This is a genomic window from Streptomyces sp. NPDC001890, assembly GCF_042891445.1.
Classification (GTDB): Bacteria; Actinomycetota; Actinomycetes; order Streptomycetales; family Streptomycetaceae; genus Streptomyces.
Genome location: NZ_JBIATE010000009.1, coordinates 131,328 through 146,899 on the forward strand (window position 1 = coordinate 131,328; position 15,572 = coordinate 146,899).

Below are 15,572 nucleotides of genomic sequence, written 5' to 3' on the forward strand. Positions count from 1 at the left end.
CCTCCCGCGCGGTCCGGTTGTCCTGCCGACTATGCCAAGGCCCACAAGCCCTCCTGGATTCCCGATGGTTGCGCGGCCCGGTCCGGGCGCGGGCGCTGTCGGCGGACAGCATGGCCGGGTGCGCAACGACGCACCAGGGGGCATCGGGAACCTCGCGGCGAACAGGACGCGTCGGCTCGATGACGGCAGTGATCAGCTCGAAGGGGGTGTCGTCGGCGGTTCTCCGCCCAGGTCGGGACGGAGACTTGACGGCATGCCGAACCAGAAGCGCGCCAGGCGCAGTGCGGGTCTTCTCCTGTTCCGACGGTCGGGCGAGGCCGGTTTCGAGGTACTCATCGGGCACATGGGCGGCCCGTTCTGGGCGGGTCGCGAGAGTGCGGCCTGGTCGGTCCCCAAGGGGGAGTACGACTCCGAGGAGGAGGAGCCGGCGGCGGCCGCCCGGCGTGAGTTCGCGGAGGAGTTCGGGCATCCGGTGCCGGACGGCGAGTGGGTGGCGCTGGGCGAGGCGCGTCAGTCGGGCGGCAAGACCGTGACGGTTTGGGCGCTGGAGGCGGATCTCGATGCCGCGACGGCCGTCCCGGGGACGTTCACCATGGAGTGGCCGAGGGGCTCGGGCGTGCGGCGGGAGTTCCCGGAGATCGACCGGTTCGCCTGGTGCACGCCCCGGGAGGCGGCCGAGCGGCTGGTCGCGGGACAGCGGGTCTTCCTCGACCGGCTGCGGGAACACCTGGCGGACGGGCGGGTGACGCCCGATCAGGAGAAGACCTGAGCGGGACCGTCGGGCGGCGGGGGCCGGCCGGTCAGTGGTGCGCGCCCTCGCCCTGTGCCACCTCGATGCTGCTGTGCAGATCGCTCGTCGCGTCGAGCGTGGCGGCGCCGGAGGCGATCAGGCAGGCCAGCAGCGCCGCGGCCGCGGCACGGCCGACGCGTGGCCGTGCCGTGTTCCGGCCGAGAAGTGCGGCGACGCGGCGCGGTACGGGTCCGGCCGCGGCGGCGAGCGCCACCCGTGGGCGGGGCTGCGGGGCGCCTTCGGCGGCGCGTGCGGCGAGGGCGGCCCGGCCGATGGCGCGGGCGGCGATCCGCCGGTCGCCGACCGCGGCGGCGGCCGCCTCGTCGGCGCAGCGTTCCAGGGCGTAGCCCATGGGGGCCCGCAGGGAGCGCAGCGCCGGGTGGCAGAGCGCGGCGGCTTCGACCGCGGCGACGAAGAGGTGGTGACGGCCCGCGAGATGGGCGCGTTCGTGCGCCAGCAGGGCATCGCGTTCGGCGGGTTCGAGGGCGCGCAGCATTCCCGTGGTGACGACGATCCGGCCGGGAGTGCCGGGGCGGCCGGGCAGCGCGTAGGCGTCGGGGCGGCTGTCCCGCAGGACGGCCAGTTCGCCGTCGGAGTGGCCGTCGAGCCGGCCGGCCCGGCGCAGCTCCGCCCAGTGACGGCGGGCGGCGCGGGCGACGGCGGCGGTGCAGCCCACAAGGAGGGCCAGCGCGACGGCGGCCAGCGGCACGGTGGCCGCCGGGACGGCGTCGGAGAGCGGCCTGACCAACTCGCCCAGGGCGGAGACCACGGAGAACCGGGTCGCGCCGGGCACCACGAGCAGGACCAGGGCGAGGACGCTGCACAGGGCCAGGCCGACACCCGTCGCGGCGAGCAGCCGTACGGCGCGCACCGGCGAGAGCGCGTCCGCCAGACGGCGGGCGGCAGGCACCGCCAGGAACGGCATCAGCAACGGCACCCACACGGCGTAGATCACGGCGCCTCCCCGGACGCGGCGCTCACGGCACTCGCGGCGTTCATGGCGCTCGCGGCGCGGGTCACGAGGGCTCCCCGGTCACGGCCCGGATCATGAGCTCTCCCCGTCGAGCAGGTCCCGGAGCAGTTGCTCGTCCTCGTCGGTGAGCTGCGAGACGAAGCGGGCCAGGACGGTGCTGCGGTCCTCCTGCTTGCGCAGTTCGCTGTGCATGCGGCGGGCGGTCAGTCCGGGCTCGTCCTCGGTGGGCGTGTAGGCGAATCCGCGGCCGGCCCGGGTGCGGTCGACCGCGCCCTTCTCGTACAGGCGCGACAGGATCGTGGTGACGGTGGTACGGGCGAGTTCCGCGCCGATCGCGCCCTGGACCTGGCCCGGGGTGAGCGGTGTTCCCGCGGCCCACAGCGCCGCCAGGATCGTGGACTCCAGCTCGCCGGCGGGTCGCCGTTCCGCGGGGGCGGGGTGCGGTGCCGGTACCGAGGCCGGTTCGCCGTGTGCGTGGGGGCCGTGACCGCCGCCCGGTATCCCCTTCACCTGGGACATGGGAACTCTCCTCCCCCTTCGGGCGTCTACAGTGATGTAGACCGTCTACATCACTGTAGTCAGTCCGGGCGTTCCGCAGGGTCGCCCGCTCACCATTATGGGAGACCCTCCACCGTGGCCGTATTCTCACTGGCGTCCGCGCCACAGGCGGTGAACCTGCTGGACGCGGGGTCACTGCTCGGGGCGTTCGGCGCGCTCGGCATCGCCGTCGTGCTCTTCGCCGAGACGGGACTGCTCGTCGGTTTCTTCCTCCCCGGAGATTCCCTGTTGTTCACGGCGGGCCTGCTCTGTGTGTCCGGCGCCCATGGCCCGGTGCACCTGTCGTTGCCGCAGGTCCTGATCGCCGCGGTGGCCGGCGCGCTGCTGGGCGCCCAGGCGGGTTACTGGATCGGTGGCCGGGGCGGCCGGGCCCTGCTCGCCCGCAGCCGCTCCAAGCGGCTGCACGAGGGCGCCGCCCGCGCCGAGGAGCTGCTCGGCAGATACGGCCACGCGCGGGCGATCGTGCTGGCCCGCTTCGTACCTGTCGTGCGTACGGTGCTCAACCCGCTGGCCGGGGCACTCGGCGTCCCGGCCCGGGTGTTCGCCCTGTGGCAGGCCGTCGGCGGCGTGGTCTGGACCGTCGGGCTGGTCCTGGCGGGGTACGCGCTGGGGTCCTCGGTGCCGAACGTCGATCGCTATCTGCTGCCGATCGTCGCCCTCGTGGTCGTGGTCTCCCTCGTCCCGCTCGCCGCCGAACTGCTCCGCTCCCGGAACCGGCGCACCCCCGAAGGGGAGAACAGCTGATGCCCATCGCCTCCATCGCCACCTCGACCGACGGCGGCCTGTACGCCTGGATCACCGAGCTGGCCCAGCGCACCCCCGCCGTTGTGGACTCCGCCATCCGGATCTGGTCGGACTACGGGCTCGTGCTGTTCGCCCTGCTGATGCTCGCGTCCTGGTGGCGCTCCCGCTCCACCGATCCCGCGCGGACCGTCATGGCGCTCTGCGCCCCGCTCGTCGTGGTGGCCGCGTATCTCGCCAACGACCTGGTGAAGTCGCTCTTCCACGAGCAGAGGCCGTGCCGGACCCTGCATGTCGTGACGGTGGAGGCGTGCCCGGCGCTCGGTGACTGGTCCTTCCCCAGCAACCACGCCGCCATCGCGGCGGCCGCGGCGACGGCGATCTGGCTGGCCGACCGCAGGCTCGCGGCGATCGCGGTGCCCGCCGCCGTACTGATGGCCGCGTCCCGGGTGTGGATCGGTGTGCACTACCCGCACGATGTGCTGATCGGGCTGGTGACCGGCGCACTCGTCGCCTGGCTGCTGACGACGGCGGCGCGGCGCGGCGCCCCGGCCGTGGTCCGGCTGCGCAGCACCGCGCTGCGCCCGCTGGTGGCGACGCGGTGAGCCGGGCCGCGCCGTCACCCGCCTGCCCGCTACCGGGTGGCGCCGCCGGGCAGGCGGATGACGGCGCGGCCGCCGTCCAGGTCGACGGTGGAGCGGTGGGGCGGGGCTCCGTCCTCCTCGTCGTCGCGCATCAGCAGGGCGCTTTGGCGCTCCTTGAGCTCGCTCTGCTTGCCGGGCGAGAAGCTCGCGTGCAGCTGCTCGAACCCTGTCGCCGACACCTGCCCCTGTCGCGCGCTGTTGCGCCACGGCAGCAGGCCCGCCCGGCCGGCACGCAGCATCAGCTGGTCGAGAAAGGCGATGGCGGTCAGCCCGATCACGAGTCCGGGCAGGGTCATCAGCGCGACGAATTCCATCCGCCGAGTCTCCCCCGCGGGCGGTGCGCCGTGCATCGGTCGCGGGTATGACGATGCGGGCCGTCGCGCCGTGCGACGGCCCGCAAGGCCGTGAGCGAGGAGGGTTTCCCGGCCGGTCAGCCGTTGGGGAGGATGACCGCGCGGCCGTTGATCTTGCCGTGGTGCAGCCGCTCGTACGCCAGCGGCGCCTCGTCCAGGGAGTACGTCTCCACGTGGACCTCGACCGATCCGGCGCGGGCGAGGTCGAGCACCTCGGCGAGTTCGGAGCGCGATCCCCAGTACGGTGAGGTCACCGTCGTGTTGTACGGCAGCGAGCCGAAGCCGACCGGCAGCGCGCCGCCGCCGAGACCCACGATCGTGACGTCGGAGTCGATGGCGGCCGCGGCGCCGGCGGTGGCGACGGTGGGCGGCGCACCCACGAAGTCGAGAATGACCTGTGCACCGATCCCACCGGTGAGTGCCCGGACCTTCGCCGCGGCGTCCTTGTCGGACAGCACGGTCTCGTGCGCACCGACGGCGCGGGCGAGGGCGAGCTTGTCCTCGGTGACATCGAGGGCGATGACCCGGACGGCCGTCATGGCGCGCAGCAGCTGGATCGCGACGTGGCCCAGGCCGCCGGTGCCGATGACCACGGCGGTGGCACCCGGCACCAGCTTGGGCAGCGAGCGCTTGATCGCGTGGTACGGGGTCAGGCCCGCGTCGGTGAGCGGCACCGCCTGGACCGGGTCGAGGCCCCCGAGGGGCACCAGGTGGCGCGGGTCGTCGACGATCATGTACTCGGCCATGGCGCCGGGCGCGCCGAGTCCGGGCGGGGCGATGCCGAGCTCCTTGGCACGCAGGCAGTAGTTCTCCTTGCCTTCGGCGCACTTGACGCAGGTGCCGCAGCCCCAGGGGCCGTAGACCGCGACGGACTCGCCGACCGTGAGCCCGCTCACTCCGTCCCCCAGGGCGGCGATGGTGCCCACGCCCTCGTGGCCGAGGGTGAGCGGCAGCGGGAAGGGGATCTGGTCCGCGGGCCAGCTCATCACGGCGATGTCGGAGTGGCAGACACCCGCGGCGGTGACCTTCAGCATCACCTGGCCGGGGCCGGGCTCGGGGTCGGGCACGGTGACGACCTCGGGTGCCGCGCCCACGGTGCGGTACTGAACGGCCTTCATGGAATTCTCCTCACGTTCTCTGCTCGCTTGGTCGCCCCCGCCCCCGCCCCCCGTCCCCCCGTTCCCCCCGCTCCGCGTCCGCCCCTCAGGAGGCGGAGTAGCCGCCGTCCACGAGGTGGTAGCTGCCGTGGATGAAGGATGCGCGGTCGGAGAGCAGGAAGGCGGCGAGTTCGGCGACCTCCTCCGCCTTGCCGAGGCGTCCGGCCGGGTGCAGCGAGATCAGGTGGTCGCGGGCCGCGCTGTCGGTGTTGCGCAGCAGCGGCGTGTCGATGAAGCCGGGGCCGACGGCGTTGACCCGGACGTTCTGGGCCGCGTATTCGAGGGCCGCCGTCTTGGTAAGGCCGACGACACCGTGCTTGGCGGCCACGTAGGCGGGCGATCCGGCGAAGCCGTTGGTGCCGAGGATCGACGACATGTTCACGACGGCGCCGCCGCCGGCCGCGACGATGGCGGGGAGTTCGTGGCGCATCGAGTAGAAGACACCGCTGAGGTTGGTGGCGACGACCCGGTCCCAGTCCTCGATCCCGTACTCACCGGTGGGGTTGCTGGGGCCGCCGATGCCCGCGTTGTTGACCGCGAGGTGCAGGGCGCCGAAGGTGTCGACGGCGAACCGGACGGCCGCTTCGACGGAGGCGGGGTCGGTCACGTCCATGGCGACGGCGGCGGCCTTGGCGCCGGAGCTCTCCAGTTCGGCGGCCGCCTTGCGGGCGCCGGCCTCGTCGTGGTCGGCGACGACGACGGACGCGCCGCCCGCGGCCAGCCGGTGGGCCAGGGCCAGTCCGATGCCGGAGGCTCCGCCGGTGATGAGGGCGGTCTTTCCAGCGAATTCCTGGTCGGTGGGGGTGGGGGTGGTGCTCATGATTCTGTGCTTCCTTCCGTGGTGCTGTGCGGCGCCTGCCCGGCGGGGGGCTGTGCGAGCAGTTCGCCGGCGAGGGCGTCGAAGGCCTGCCCGATCAGTCGGGGCAGGTCGTCCGGTTGCCCGGCGCGTGCCCAGGCGGCCTGGGCCGCGAGGAGTGCCCCGGCGCCCGCGGCGACCGTGACGGCGGGGCGGATGTCCCGTCGCGGGTCGACCCCGAGCCGGTCCGCCACGATGGCGACCGAGTCCTCCTGGGCGTCCACCCGGATGTGGTGGAACGCCGCGTAGAGGGTCGGCTCCTGTTCGGCGAGGACCAGCAGGTCGAAGATCCGCTCGCGCCGGTGCCAGGCCTGCGCTCCGGGGGCTTCGAGCCAGTCCTCGACGGCCCGGCGGTAGGCGGTGAGCGGGGGCTCGTCGGCGGGGCGGGCCCGCAGGGCGTCGTTGATCCGGTCGCCGTCGCCCCGGAGCGAGTCCAGGACCGCGGCCTCCTTGCTCGTGAAGTACCGGCTGAAGGTGCGCCGGTCGACGTCCGCGCGTTCCGCGATCTCCTCGACCGTCACATTCTTCAGACCCCGGTCGAGCACGAGCTCGAACGCTGCCTGCGCCAGTGCGTCCCGGGTTCTGCGGGCCTTGCGGCTCCGCCGCTCCGGGGTCTTCCGTTCCGGATCCATACGTGCACGGTACACCTGAAAATGTCCCGGCGCGACATAAGTCTCGTCGGGACATTCGATCGGCACGGGTGCGCCGTTCCGTCCGGTTACCGGCCGCCGGACGCGATGGCCTCCCGGCGGGCACCGTGGTCCGCAGCCCCGGTCCGGTACGGGGTGCCGTCCGGTGCCCGGCGCAGCGCGATCACGGCGATGTCGTCACGTCGTACGCCGCCGGAGAACGCCTCCAGGTCCGCGTGGAGCGCGTTCAGGAGGTCGAACGGCTCCAGCTCCGCCCAGCGGCTCAGCCGGGCGTCCAGCGGGTAGAAGGTGCCGGCCGGGTCACGGGCCTCGGTCACTCCATCGGTGCAGAGCAGGAGCGTGGCACCGGCCGGGAGGTCGAGCGATTCCGCGACCCGCGCCTCGTGGCCGAGTTCCGCCATGCCCAGCGGGACGAACGTGCGGTCCAGCGGGAGCGCGCGGACCACGTTCTGGTCCAGCAGCCGGGGCGGCAGGTGGCCGCAGTTGACGGCCTGGACCCGGTCGCTCCCGTCGAAGCCCAGCACCAGGGCGGTGACGAAGCGCTCGGTCTCACCGGTCTGGGCGGCGAACGCGTTGTGCCGGGCGACCGCGTCCTCCAGGGCGTCGACCACCCCGGCCAGGTCGGGTTCCCGGATGGCCGCTTCCCGGAACGCTCCGAGCACGGCGAAGCCCACCCCGATCGCGGCGAGACCCTTGCCCTGGACGTCCCCGATGATCGCCCGGGTTCCGTAGGGCGACTCGACGACCTCGTAGATGTCGCCGCCGACCAACCGGTCCTCCTCGATCGGCGTGTAGATGCCGTGGGCGAGGACCTGGTCGGTGACGATGGGCAGCGGGCGCAGGATCTGACGCTGGAGCGCCCCGGCGGCGGAGCGCAGCCTGGCGATCTCGGTGGCGTGGCGGATCCGCAGCACGCACGAGCCGACGCCCAGGAAACAGGCCAGCACGGTGAAGCCGACGCTGCTGGCGGTGTCCCAGAACGTTCCGCCGGCCACCAGGCGTGAGCACACGACGACGGCCGTGATCCAGGTGGCCACCCCCAGGGTCTGCCGGACTGTTCCGAAGACGGAGACGAGGGCGGGGACGACCACCAGCAGCGGTACGAGGTGCAGGTCCTTGCCGGTCCGGAAGTCCAGGAGGACGACCAGGACGGTCAGCAGTGCCAGCCCCGCGAACAGCGCCGGGTTCCCGACCCGTGGCGCGAGAACGGCCGCCTCCCCCGCGTCCGTCCCTGGGAGCGCCGCTCCACGTGTCGCAGCCTGGCACTGAGGCCCGATCGTCACGGCCGAACTCCTCCCGGGATCTGCCGGCACGGTGCCGGCCTTCCCTCCAGTGCACCTGGTTCCGCGGGGCGGCGCACGTGGCTTACGGCCTCTCGGGCCGCGCCGAAGGTCCCGGCCCGGGGGCCGCCAGGGACCTTCGGCCCGAAGCCGCCGGGCCGAAGGTCCCTTACCGTGGCTCAGCGCGCGGCTGCCGCGCGGGCCTCGCGCTCGCCGCGGACGCCGCCGGGACCCGGCAGGCGGGCCGGCGGCTGCTGCGGTGCGAGCGCCGAGAGGAAGGACGTCCGGCGGCGGAGCACGAATCCCAGGGATTCATAGAGCCGGACGGCATGGGTGTTGGAGGCGGCGGCGTGCAGGAACGGCGTCTCGCCGCGCTGCCTGATCTCGTGGGCGACGGCACGCACCAGCCCGGTGCCGAGCCCCTGGCCGCGTACGGACCCGTCCGTGCAGACGGCGCTGATCTCGGACCAGCCCGGCAGGTGCAGCCGTTCGCCGGCCATCGCGACGAGCACGCCGTCGCGCCGTACCCCGAGGTACGTGCCGAGCTCGACGGTGCGGGGCAGGAACGGCCCCGGCCGGGTGCGCTCGACCAGTTCGAGCATCTCGGGCACGTCGTCGGGTCCGAGCCGTACGGCCTCGGAGAAGGGCGCTGCCTCGACCCCGGCGTCGACGAGCTGGACGCCCTCGGCCCGGAATACGGTCTCCCAGTCGTCCGGCGGGGGCACGCGGAAGGCCGTGATGGTGACGGCGCCACCGGGCCCGACGAGCGCCGCGGCGTCGTCCCAGTCCTGGGCCTCGGGGTCGTCCGGGATCGCGGCCCACGGGGCCACGTCCGGCCGGTACCGCAGGACACGGCCGCGGAGCTCGGCGAAATGGGCGTGCGGGCCGGTCAGCGCGGCGCGGACCGGGCTGTCCAGCGGGTGCGGCGCTGAGGCGGCATCCGGCGCGCTCACACGACCACCTCGATCACGATCTTGCCGAGGGTGTGGCCGCTCTCCACGGCGCGCAGCGCGTCTCCCGCCCCGGCGAGCGGGAAGGCCCGGTTCACATGGGGCCGCAGGGCGCCTTCGACGACGAGTTTCGCCACCTCGTCGAGGACCGCCGCGGTGCGGGCCCGTTCGACGGCCGCACCGCCGAGCTCCGCGGCCAGCGGCTTGTCCCCGGCGCTGATCAGCGCGGCCGGATCCCCGAGCAGTGTGGCCGCCGCCCTCAGCGTGTCGCCGCCGACCAGGTCGAAGACCGCGTCCACGCCGCCGGGGACCGCTGCCCGCACCCGGTCGGCGAGTCCGGGACCGGATGCGACGTGCACCGCGCCGAGCGACTCGACGAAGTCCCTCTTGGCCGCGCCGGCGACGCCGACGACCTGGATGCCCGCGTGCCGGGCGATCTGCACCGCCGCGGCTCCCACCCCGCCCCCGGCGCCGGTGACCAGCAGGGTCGAGCCGGGGGTGAGGCCGAGCTGGCGCACCCCGTCGTACGCGGTGGCCGCCGCGACCGGCAGTACCGCCGCGTCGGTGAACGACAGCCCGGCCGGCTTGTGCGCGGTCACGGCGACGGGCAGCAGCGTGTACTCGGCGTACCCGCCGGTCACCGGGTTGCCGAACACCTCGTCCCCGATCGCGAACCCTTCGACGTCCGGGCCGACGCCCGCGACGACCCCGGCGGCCTCACTGCCGAACACGGTGGGGAAGGGCTGCGACGCGCTGCCGGGTCTGATGTACCCCGTGCGCAGCTTCCAGTCGACCGGGTTGACCCCGGCCGCCCGTACCGCGACGAGCAGCTCACCCGGGCCGGGCACCGGCGCGTCCTGCTCGATGAGGGCCTCCACCTCCGGTCCGCCGTGGCGGGTGAACACGTAAGCCTGGGGCATGAGCTCCCTCTCTCCTGCTGCACGGCACCGGCGGCCGGGCGGCCGACGGACTCACAGCAGCAGGAATGCGCTGGTCCGGGCACGTATTCCCCCGGGCGGCGCGCGTTCATCGGACCGCAATGATCCGGGAGCGTCCATGGGCCGGTGATTCCCGTCCACGGGCCGGTGGTTCCTGGGTCAGCTCCTGAGGCTTCTCATCAGGTCGCGCATGTCGCTGATCATCGCCGACCGGTACGGGGAGAGGTCGGAGGTGTCCGGCCCGTCATCGGACGGCGGTTCCCCCGCGTCGCTGTTGTACTGCGTGGAGGCGGAGAGACCCAGCGAGAGGACCGCGCCGCCCTCCCGCACCCGCAGTTCCGCGTAGCCGTCGTCCTGCGTCAGCACATACGCGCTGTCGCCGAGGTTCGGAACCTTCTCGACCGTTGCCCGGGCATCAGGACCGGAGTCGGTCACCCCGCGCATCGCCTCGAATTCGGCTGCGGGGTCGGATTTCTTGTGCAGTGCCACGGTGATCGCGACGGAGTGGTCGGTGTACCAGCGACTACTGATCGGCTTCTTCGCGGCCAATGACCGAAGGGAGATGAAGCACTTCACCCGGTCCAGGGCCGGATCGTTCAGGAGCTCCGGTGCGAGCATCGGGGTCTCCTCCCTCGGCGCGATCGCCGCACCCAGTGCCTTCAGCCGCACGGTCGGGCACGGGTTCGCTTCCAGCCGGTAACCGTGCACGTCCGGCTCCCGGTCACCCACCGGAAGCAGGTACAACGCGCCCGCCCACACGGCCGAAGCCACCACGGCTCCGCTCACCGCCCACCGCCACGGGCGGCGCGGCCGGGGTTCCCGGGCTGGATTCCGGGCCATGTCGCCCACCACCTCGCCCGTCCCGACCGCACCGAACTCGTCCACCATCTCCGGCTCGGAAATCATCTGTGCCCCCCTCGGCCACGCCGTCCCCGTCCACCACATGATGGTCCACAGGACCGCAGCGGGGCACGGGAGGATTCGGGGAGCGGTTCGCCGTCCGCTCGGACGCGCCGTCCGAACGCGTCCGCGGAGCTGCGAAGATGTCCTGGCCCCATTGCCGCGCGTCGCCTGGGGCCGGGCTCGGGGTGACAGTGGACGCGCGATGCGCGGGCGGGGGAAACACATGAGCGCGTCGGGCGCCGTGATGCGTCGTGGGCTGCTGTTCGGCATCCGGGCCGGGGCGATTCCGGCCGGGATCTGCGCGGCGCTGTGGGCTGCGATCGCACTGGCGGGGCTGTCCGGGGAGCCGCTGGACAGCACCTTCGAGAAGCCCGTGGCAGGACTCGTCGCCGTGCTGGGTTCACTCGCCGTGGGGGCGGCACTGGGCCTGGTGACGGGCGTCGTACTGGCGGTCGCGCCTTCACGCGTGCTCGGTTCCGCCCTCGTGCGTGGCCTGGCCTGCTTCGTGGTGGGGACCACGCTGGCCGCGGGCGAGGTAGTGGTGATGGACGTGTCGTCCGAAGGCGGTTACGGGCCCGTCATCGTGGCCGTGCTGGCGATGCCGGTGGTGGGGGCCGTCGCCGCGGCGCGCAGCCGGTCCATCGCGGCCCCACGCCTCGGTGGCGGTGCCGTCGTGGGGGGTGCGGATGCGGGTGATACGGGCTCGGGTCGAGGTACAGGTCCGGGTGCGGGTCCGGTGCGATGAAGCCGTGTCCTGGTCGAAGTTGCCGTCTTTCTCCCGAACCTGCGACATCGACGTCGGACACACCGTCGATTTCGACTCAACTACCGCTGGATATGCGCCGGTCGGTCCCCATTGCCCCTCGGCTGTGGCAGTCTGGTCAGCGACCGCCCCACCGGGCTCCCCCGTACCGGTGGGGCGGTTCCGCTTTTCCCATGTGCACGCCCCGGGCGGGTGCCGGGACATGACGGGGAATCACGGGGATCACGGCGAATCCCGGCCATTCACCGGCGTGTGACGTGATCAACTCCCGCAGCCGCGCATGGGAATTCCGACCCGGGGCAGGCGCATACACCTCATGGAATACGACCTGGGGAGCGTGACGGGATGACGGCGCACACTGCGCGGACCACCGGTACGGAGCGGGCGCAGCACCTTGGCTCGACACCGGCGGACGTGCCGGCCGGGGACCTCGGTGGGCTGCCGTGGATCGAGGACGCGGGAAAGATCGCCCCTTGCGACGCGCGCGAACTGTCCAGGCTGTTCTTCGGCCGTCTACAGACCCTGGAGGAGGGAACCCCCGCCCATCAGTACGCGCGCAACACCCTCATCGAGATGAACCTCTCCCTCGTGCGGTTCGCCGCAGGACGGTTCCGCCACCGGGGCGGCGGTGGCGACATGGAGGACATCGTCCAGGTCGGCACCATCGGGCTGATCAAGGCCATCGACCGGTTCGAGCTCTCCCGCGAGGTCGAGTTCACCTCGTTCGCGGTCCCGTACATCACCGGGGAGATAAAACGATTCTTCCGCGACACCACCTGGGCCGTCCATGTCCCGCGCCGGCTCCAGGAGTTGCGCGTCGACATCGCCAGGACCAAGGAGTCGCTCGTCACGGAGCTCGACCGCGACCCCACCGTCCCGGAGCTCGCCGAGCAACTGGGGCTGAGCGAGGACGAGGTCACCGAGGGCATCGTGGCCGCCAACGGGTATGCGGCGGGCTCGCTGGACATGCCGGCCGATCCGCCGGAGGCCGGGCGGCGCCACTCCCCCGGGCGTACCTTCGCCGATGTCCTGGGCGGTCCGGATCCCGCCCTGGAGACGGTCGAGAATCTGCACGCGCTCGCGCCACTGCTGGGCTGTCTCGACGAACGTGAGCGTCGCATCATCGACATGCGTTTCGGCCAGGAGATGACCCAGGCCCGGATCGGCGCGGAACTCGGCATCTCCCAGATGCATGTGTCACGGCTGATCAGCAGAATCCTGCGGAAGCTCCGCAACGGGATGCTCGTCGAGGAGTGACCCCGGACATCACCGCCCGGGGCCGTCGCCGTACCGGATCGGGCGTAACGGATCGCCGGGCCGGATCGCCGGGCCGGGCCGTGGCTCACGCCGGTGCGCCGCGGGCGCTTTGACCGTACATTGCGGCCGAATGAATTCCGCTGCCTGCACCGGGCCACTCGGCCCGGTCCCCGGCGGCCGCCGTACCACTGGAGCAGAGGTACCCGTGCCCAGGTCGGAGGCGGTTAGGCAACGGAATCGGAGGGCGGGAGCGGTCATGTCGCCCGTTCCGCGCGGCGGTGGCCGGCACGGCGCCCGTACGGAGGTGCGGTTGACGCCTGCGGGAGGCGCTGACACGCTCACCGCCATGCCGCGACCTCGGATGAGCAGCTGAGCCGCCCCGGAGCCGCTGACGTGCCGTCGTCGTCCGGTCGTCCTCGCTCTCCTCCTCGTCCCCTGGAGTTGCCCATGAGATCCGTTCCGCCCTCCGAGGCCGCCTACGACGAGCTACGGCTGCGTCAGTGGTCACGAGGTACCGCGCGGTCCGCCGGGATCGACCGACGGGATCTGCTGAGGCTGCTGGCGGCGGCTTCGGCGGCCGGGCCCCTGGCCGGGCTCGCCGCGCCCGCGTCCGCGGCGCCCGCCGCCGGTGCCCCGTCCGTACCGTCCGTACCGTCCGCACCGTCCGCACCGTCCGCACCGTCCGCACCGTCCGCACCCGGGATCGTGAAACCGCTGCCGCCCGAGGTGTTCACCGTGCGCGGCACCAACGCCGAGACGAACTTCGCGGCGCTGCGCCGGACCGGGCTGCTCACCCCGGCCGACCGCTTCTTCGTACGCAATCACACCGTCACCCCGCGCATCGACGCGGCGGCCTGGCGGCTGACCGTGTGGGGCAGTGGACTGACGGGCCCCGCCGTGGAGTTCACGTACGACGAGCTGCGTGCCCTGCCCGCGGTCACCCGCACCGCGTTCGTCGAGTGCGCGGGCAACGCCCGCAGCTTCTACGCGACCCAGCAGAACCAGCAGGTGAGCGGCACCGCCTGGACCCTGGGCGCGATCGGGACGGCCCGCTGGCGCGGGGCGCGGCTCTCCGATGTGCTGCGGCGGGCCGGCCTCGGCCGGGACGCGGTCGATGTGCTGCCGCGCGGCCTGGACGACGAGGTGGTCGCGGACGGGATCCGGCTGGGGCGGGTGCGCAGGCCGCTGCCGGTGGCGAAGGCCCTGGACGACGTGCTGCTCGCGTACGAGATGAACGGCCGGCCGCTGCCGCCCGACCACGGCCATCCGGTGCGGCTGATCGTGCCGTCCTGGGTGGGCGTCGCCAGCATCAAGTGGGTCGGTGACATCGAGGTGAGCGCGGAGCCCCTGGTCTCCCCCTGGAACACCGGGCTCTACCGGCTGTTCGGCCCCGGCTATCCGCCACAGGGCAGTGCGCCGCTGACCCGGCAGACGCTGAAGAGCGCGTTCGAGGTGGCGCCGGGGGCGTCGTTCCCGGCAGGCCGGCGCCAGGTGCTGACGGGGCGCTCGTGGTCGGGCGGGGCACCCGTGCGCACGGTCGAGGTCAGCACCGACGGGGGTGTCCGGTGGCGGCGCGCCCGGCTGCGTGATCAGCCGAGGAGCGGGAGCTGGGTCCGCTGGTCGGCCGACTGGGTGCCGGAGGCCCCGGGGCCGGCCGTCCTGCTGGCGCGGGCGACGGACCGGACGGGCCGTACCCAGCCCGAGACCTCCGTCCACAACACGCAGGGCTATCTCTTCGATGCCGTGGTCCGGCACGAGGTGCGGGTCGTCTGACGGCTCCGGGCACCGGCACCGCCCGTGCAGCGCGGTGCGGGGCGGCTCAGTCGCCGTCCCGCTCCGCGGCCCGGCCCGCGTAGTAGGTGGCGATCATGTCCTCGCCGCCGTGTCCCGCCGCCTCGGCCCGTGCGAACCGGTCGGCCGACGCCGCGACGAGGTCCAGCCGCACCCCCGACGCCTGCGCCGCGTCCAGGATCAGGCGGGTGTCCTTGAGCGCGGTGGACAGGGTGAAGCTCGGGGTGAGGTCACCGGAGAGCACGGCGGCGGACTTGCCCTGCAGATAGGCGGAGTCCAGCGGGCCGCCCTTCATGACGTCGAGGAACGTCCGCGGGTCGATGCCCAGCCCTTCCGCGAGGTTGAGGCATTCCGCGATGTTGTTGACCATGGTGAGCACCCAGGTGTTGACCACGAGCTTCAGCCGGGAGGCCGCTCCCGGGGCCTCGTCGACCCAGACCGTACGCTGCCCGATCGCGTCCAGCACCGGGTCGACCGCCGCGCGGGCGGCGGACGGACCGGCGACGAAGACCGTCAACGCCCCTTGTTCCGCAGGCTGTTTGGTGCCGGAGACCGGCGCGTCGAGATATACCAGGCCCAGGTCGGCGGCGCGCCGGGCGAGATCGGCGGTGGCGTCGAGCCCGACCGTCGAGCTCTGGAGGAGGATCTGGCCCTCGTGCACTCCCCCGGACGCGGCGGCGAGCGCTGCGGCGACGGAGGGGCCGTCGCTGAGCATGGTGACGACGACATCCGCGCCGCGTACGGCTTCCTCGGCCGTCTCCGTGACCACGGCGCCGTCGGCGGCGAGCGGGGCGGCCCTGGACTGCGTACGGTTCCAGGCGCGGACTCCGAGGCCGGCCCGCAGCAGGCTCCGGGTCATTCCCGATCCCATGATTCCGGTGCCGAGGACGGCGACGACCGGCCGTCCCGTGGTGGCGTCCGCAGTGCTCGATGTCATGACGGGGCTCCCTTCGTCGGCCGGGCCCGGG

General features: G+C 73.2%; 17 protein-coding genes. 6 read left to right on the forward strand and 11 right to left on the reverse strand.

Going from position 1 to position 15,572, the window contains the following annotated elements; translation table 11 throughout:
• Positions 1–253: 253 nt before the first annotated feature.
• Complete coding sequence (locus ACFYY1_RS23015; protein ID WP_388588375.1) at positions 254–769, forward strand: NUDIX domain-containing protein; 516 nt, start codon at positions 254–256, stop codon at positions 767–769.
• Between the two features lie 31 nt (positions 770–800).
• On the opposite strand, the gene ACFYY1_RS23020 is transcribed toward ACFYY1_RS23015, so the two are convergent.
• The gene (locus ACFYY1_RS23020) at positions 801–1,745 is read right to left on the reverse strand and encodes a M48 family metalloprotease (RefSeq protein WP_388588378.1); all 945 of its coding nucleotides are present in this window, start codon (positions 1,743–1,745) and stop codon (positions 801–803) included.
• Positions 1,746–1,835: 90 nt separating this feature from the next.
• Entirely contained in the window at positions 1,836–2,282 is a 447-nt protein-coding gene (locus ACFYY1_RS23025) for a BlaI/MecI/CopY family transcriptional regulator (protein ID WP_388588381.1), read from the reverse strand.
• Positions 2,283–2,396: 114 nt separating this feature from the next.
• Here ACFYY1_RS23025 and ACFYY1_RS23030 point away from each other — a divergent pair, with 114 nt between their 5' ends.
• Positions 2,397–3,065 carry a DedA family protein gene (locus ACFYY1_RS23030; protein WP_388588383.1) on the forward strand — a complete coding sequence of 223 codons (669 nt, stop codon included), beginning with the start codon at positions 2,397–2,399 and terminating at the stop codon, positions 3,063–3,065.
• A complete protein-coding gene (locus ACFYY1_RS23035; RefSeq protein ID WP_388588385.1) occupies positions 3,065–3,667 on the forward strand; it encodes a phosphatase PAP2 family protein in 603 nt (200 codons plus the stop codon). Before ACFYY1_RS23030 ends, ACFYY1_RS23035 begins: the two co-directional genes overlap by 1 nt.
• A gap of 29 nt (positions 3,668–3,696) precedes the next feature.
• Here the strand turns inward: ACFYY1_RS23035 and ACFYY1_RS23040 are convergent, their stop codons facing one another.
• The 8 genes from ACFYY1_RS23040 to ACFYY1_RS23075 all read right to left on the reverse strand — a co-directional run bounded on the left by ACFYY1_RS23040 (position 3,697) and on the right by ACFYY1_RS23075 (position 10,796).
• Positions 3,697–4,020, reverse strand: a complete 324-nt coding sequence (locus ACFYY1_RS23040; protein ID WP_388588387.1) for a DUF6191 domain-containing protein — start codon at positions 4,018–4,020, stop codon at positions 3,697–3,699.
• A gap of 116 nt (positions 4,021–4,136) precedes the next feature.
• Positions 4,137–5,177: an NAD(P)-dependent alcohol dehydrogenase gene (locus ACFYY1_RS23045; protein ID WP_388588390.1), complete on the reverse strand. Its 1,041-nt coding sequence runs from the start codon at positions 5,175–5,177 to the stop codon at positions 4,137–4,139.
• A gap of 85 nt (positions 5,178–5,262) precedes the next feature.
• On the reverse strand, positions 5,263–6,036 hold the full coding sequence (locus ACFYY1_RS23050) for an SDR family NAD(P)-dependent oxidoreductase (protein ID WP_388588392.1): 774 nt from the start codon (positions 6,034–6,036) through the stop codon (positions 5,263–5,265).
• Positions 6,033–6,704 (reverse strand): TetR family transcriptional regulator, encoded by a 672-nt coding sequence (locus ACFYY1_RS23055; protein ID WP_388588393.1) that lies wholly within the window; start codon positions 6,702–6,704, stop codon positions 6,033–6,035. Before ACFYY1_RS23055 ends, ACFYY1_RS23050 begins: the two co-directional genes overlap by 4 nt.
• An 86-nt stretch (positions 6,705–6,790) precedes the next feature.
• Positions 6,791–8,005 carry a PP2C family protein-serine/threonine phosphatase gene (locus ACFYY1_RS23060; protein WP_388588396.1) on the reverse strand — a complete coding sequence of 405 codons (1,215 nt, stop codon included), beginning with the start codon at positions 8,003–8,005 and terminating at the stop codon, positions 6,791–6,793.
• 176 nt (positions 8,006–8,181) lie between these two features.
• The gene (locus tag ACFYY1_RS23065; protein WP_388588398.1) at positions 8,182–8,955 is read right to left on the reverse strand and encodes a GNAT family N-acetyltransferase; all 774 of its coding nucleotides are present in this window, start codon (positions 8,953–8,955) and stop codon (positions 8,182–8,184) included.
• Positions 8,952–9,872, reverse strand: a complete 921-nt coding sequence (locus ACFYY1_RS23070) for an NADP-dependent oxidoreductase (protein ID WP_388588401.1) — start codon at positions 9,870–9,872, stop codon at positions 8,952–8,954. Before ACFYY1_RS23070 ends, ACFYY1_RS23065 begins: the two co-directional genes overlap by 4 nt.
• 177 nt (positions 9,873–10,049) lie before the next feature.
• Positions 10,050–10,796: a hypothetical protein gene (locus ACFYY1_RS23075; RefSeq protein ID WP_388588404.1), complete on the reverse strand. Its 747-nt coding sequence runs from the start codon at positions 10,794–10,796 to the stop codon at positions 10,050–10,052.
• Between the two features lie 220 nt (positions 10,797–11,016).
• Here ACFYY1_RS23075 and ACFYY1_RS23080 point away from each other — a divergent pair, with 220 nt between their 5' ends.
• The 3 genes from ACFYY1_RS23080 to ACFYY1_RS23090 all read left to right on the forward strand — a co-directional run bounded on the left by ACFYY1_RS23080 (position 11,017) and on the right by ACFYY1_RS23090 (position 14,586).
• Entirely contained in the window at positions 11,017–11,538 is a 522-nt protein-coding gene (locus tag ACFYY1_RS23080) for a hypothetical protein (protein ID WP_388588407.1), read from the forward strand.
• Between the two features lie 363 nt (positions 11,539–11,901).
• Positions 11,902–12,813, forward strand: coding sequence for a SigB/SigF/SigG family RNA polymerase sigma factor (locus ACFYY1_RS23085; RefSeq protein ID WP_388588409.1), 912 nt, complete (start codon positions 11,902–11,904; stop codon positions 12,811–12,813).
• A gap of 447 nt (positions 12,814–13,260) precedes the next feature.
• Positions 13,261–14,586, forward strand: coding sequence for a sulfite oxidase (locus ACFYY1_RS23090; RefSeq protein ID WP_388588411.1), 1,326 nt, complete (start codon positions 13,261–13,263; stop codon positions 14,584–14,586).
• 46 nt (positions 14,587–14,632) lie between these two features.
• Here ACFYY1_RS23090 and ACFYY1_RS23095 read toward each other — a convergent pair whose 3' ends face one another.
• Entirely contained in the window at positions 14,633–15,541 is a 909-nt protein-coding gene (locus ACFYY1_RS23095; protein ID WP_388588416.1) for an NAD(P)-dependent oxidoreductase, read from the reverse strand.
• Positions 15,542–15,572 lie beyond the last annotated feature (31 nt).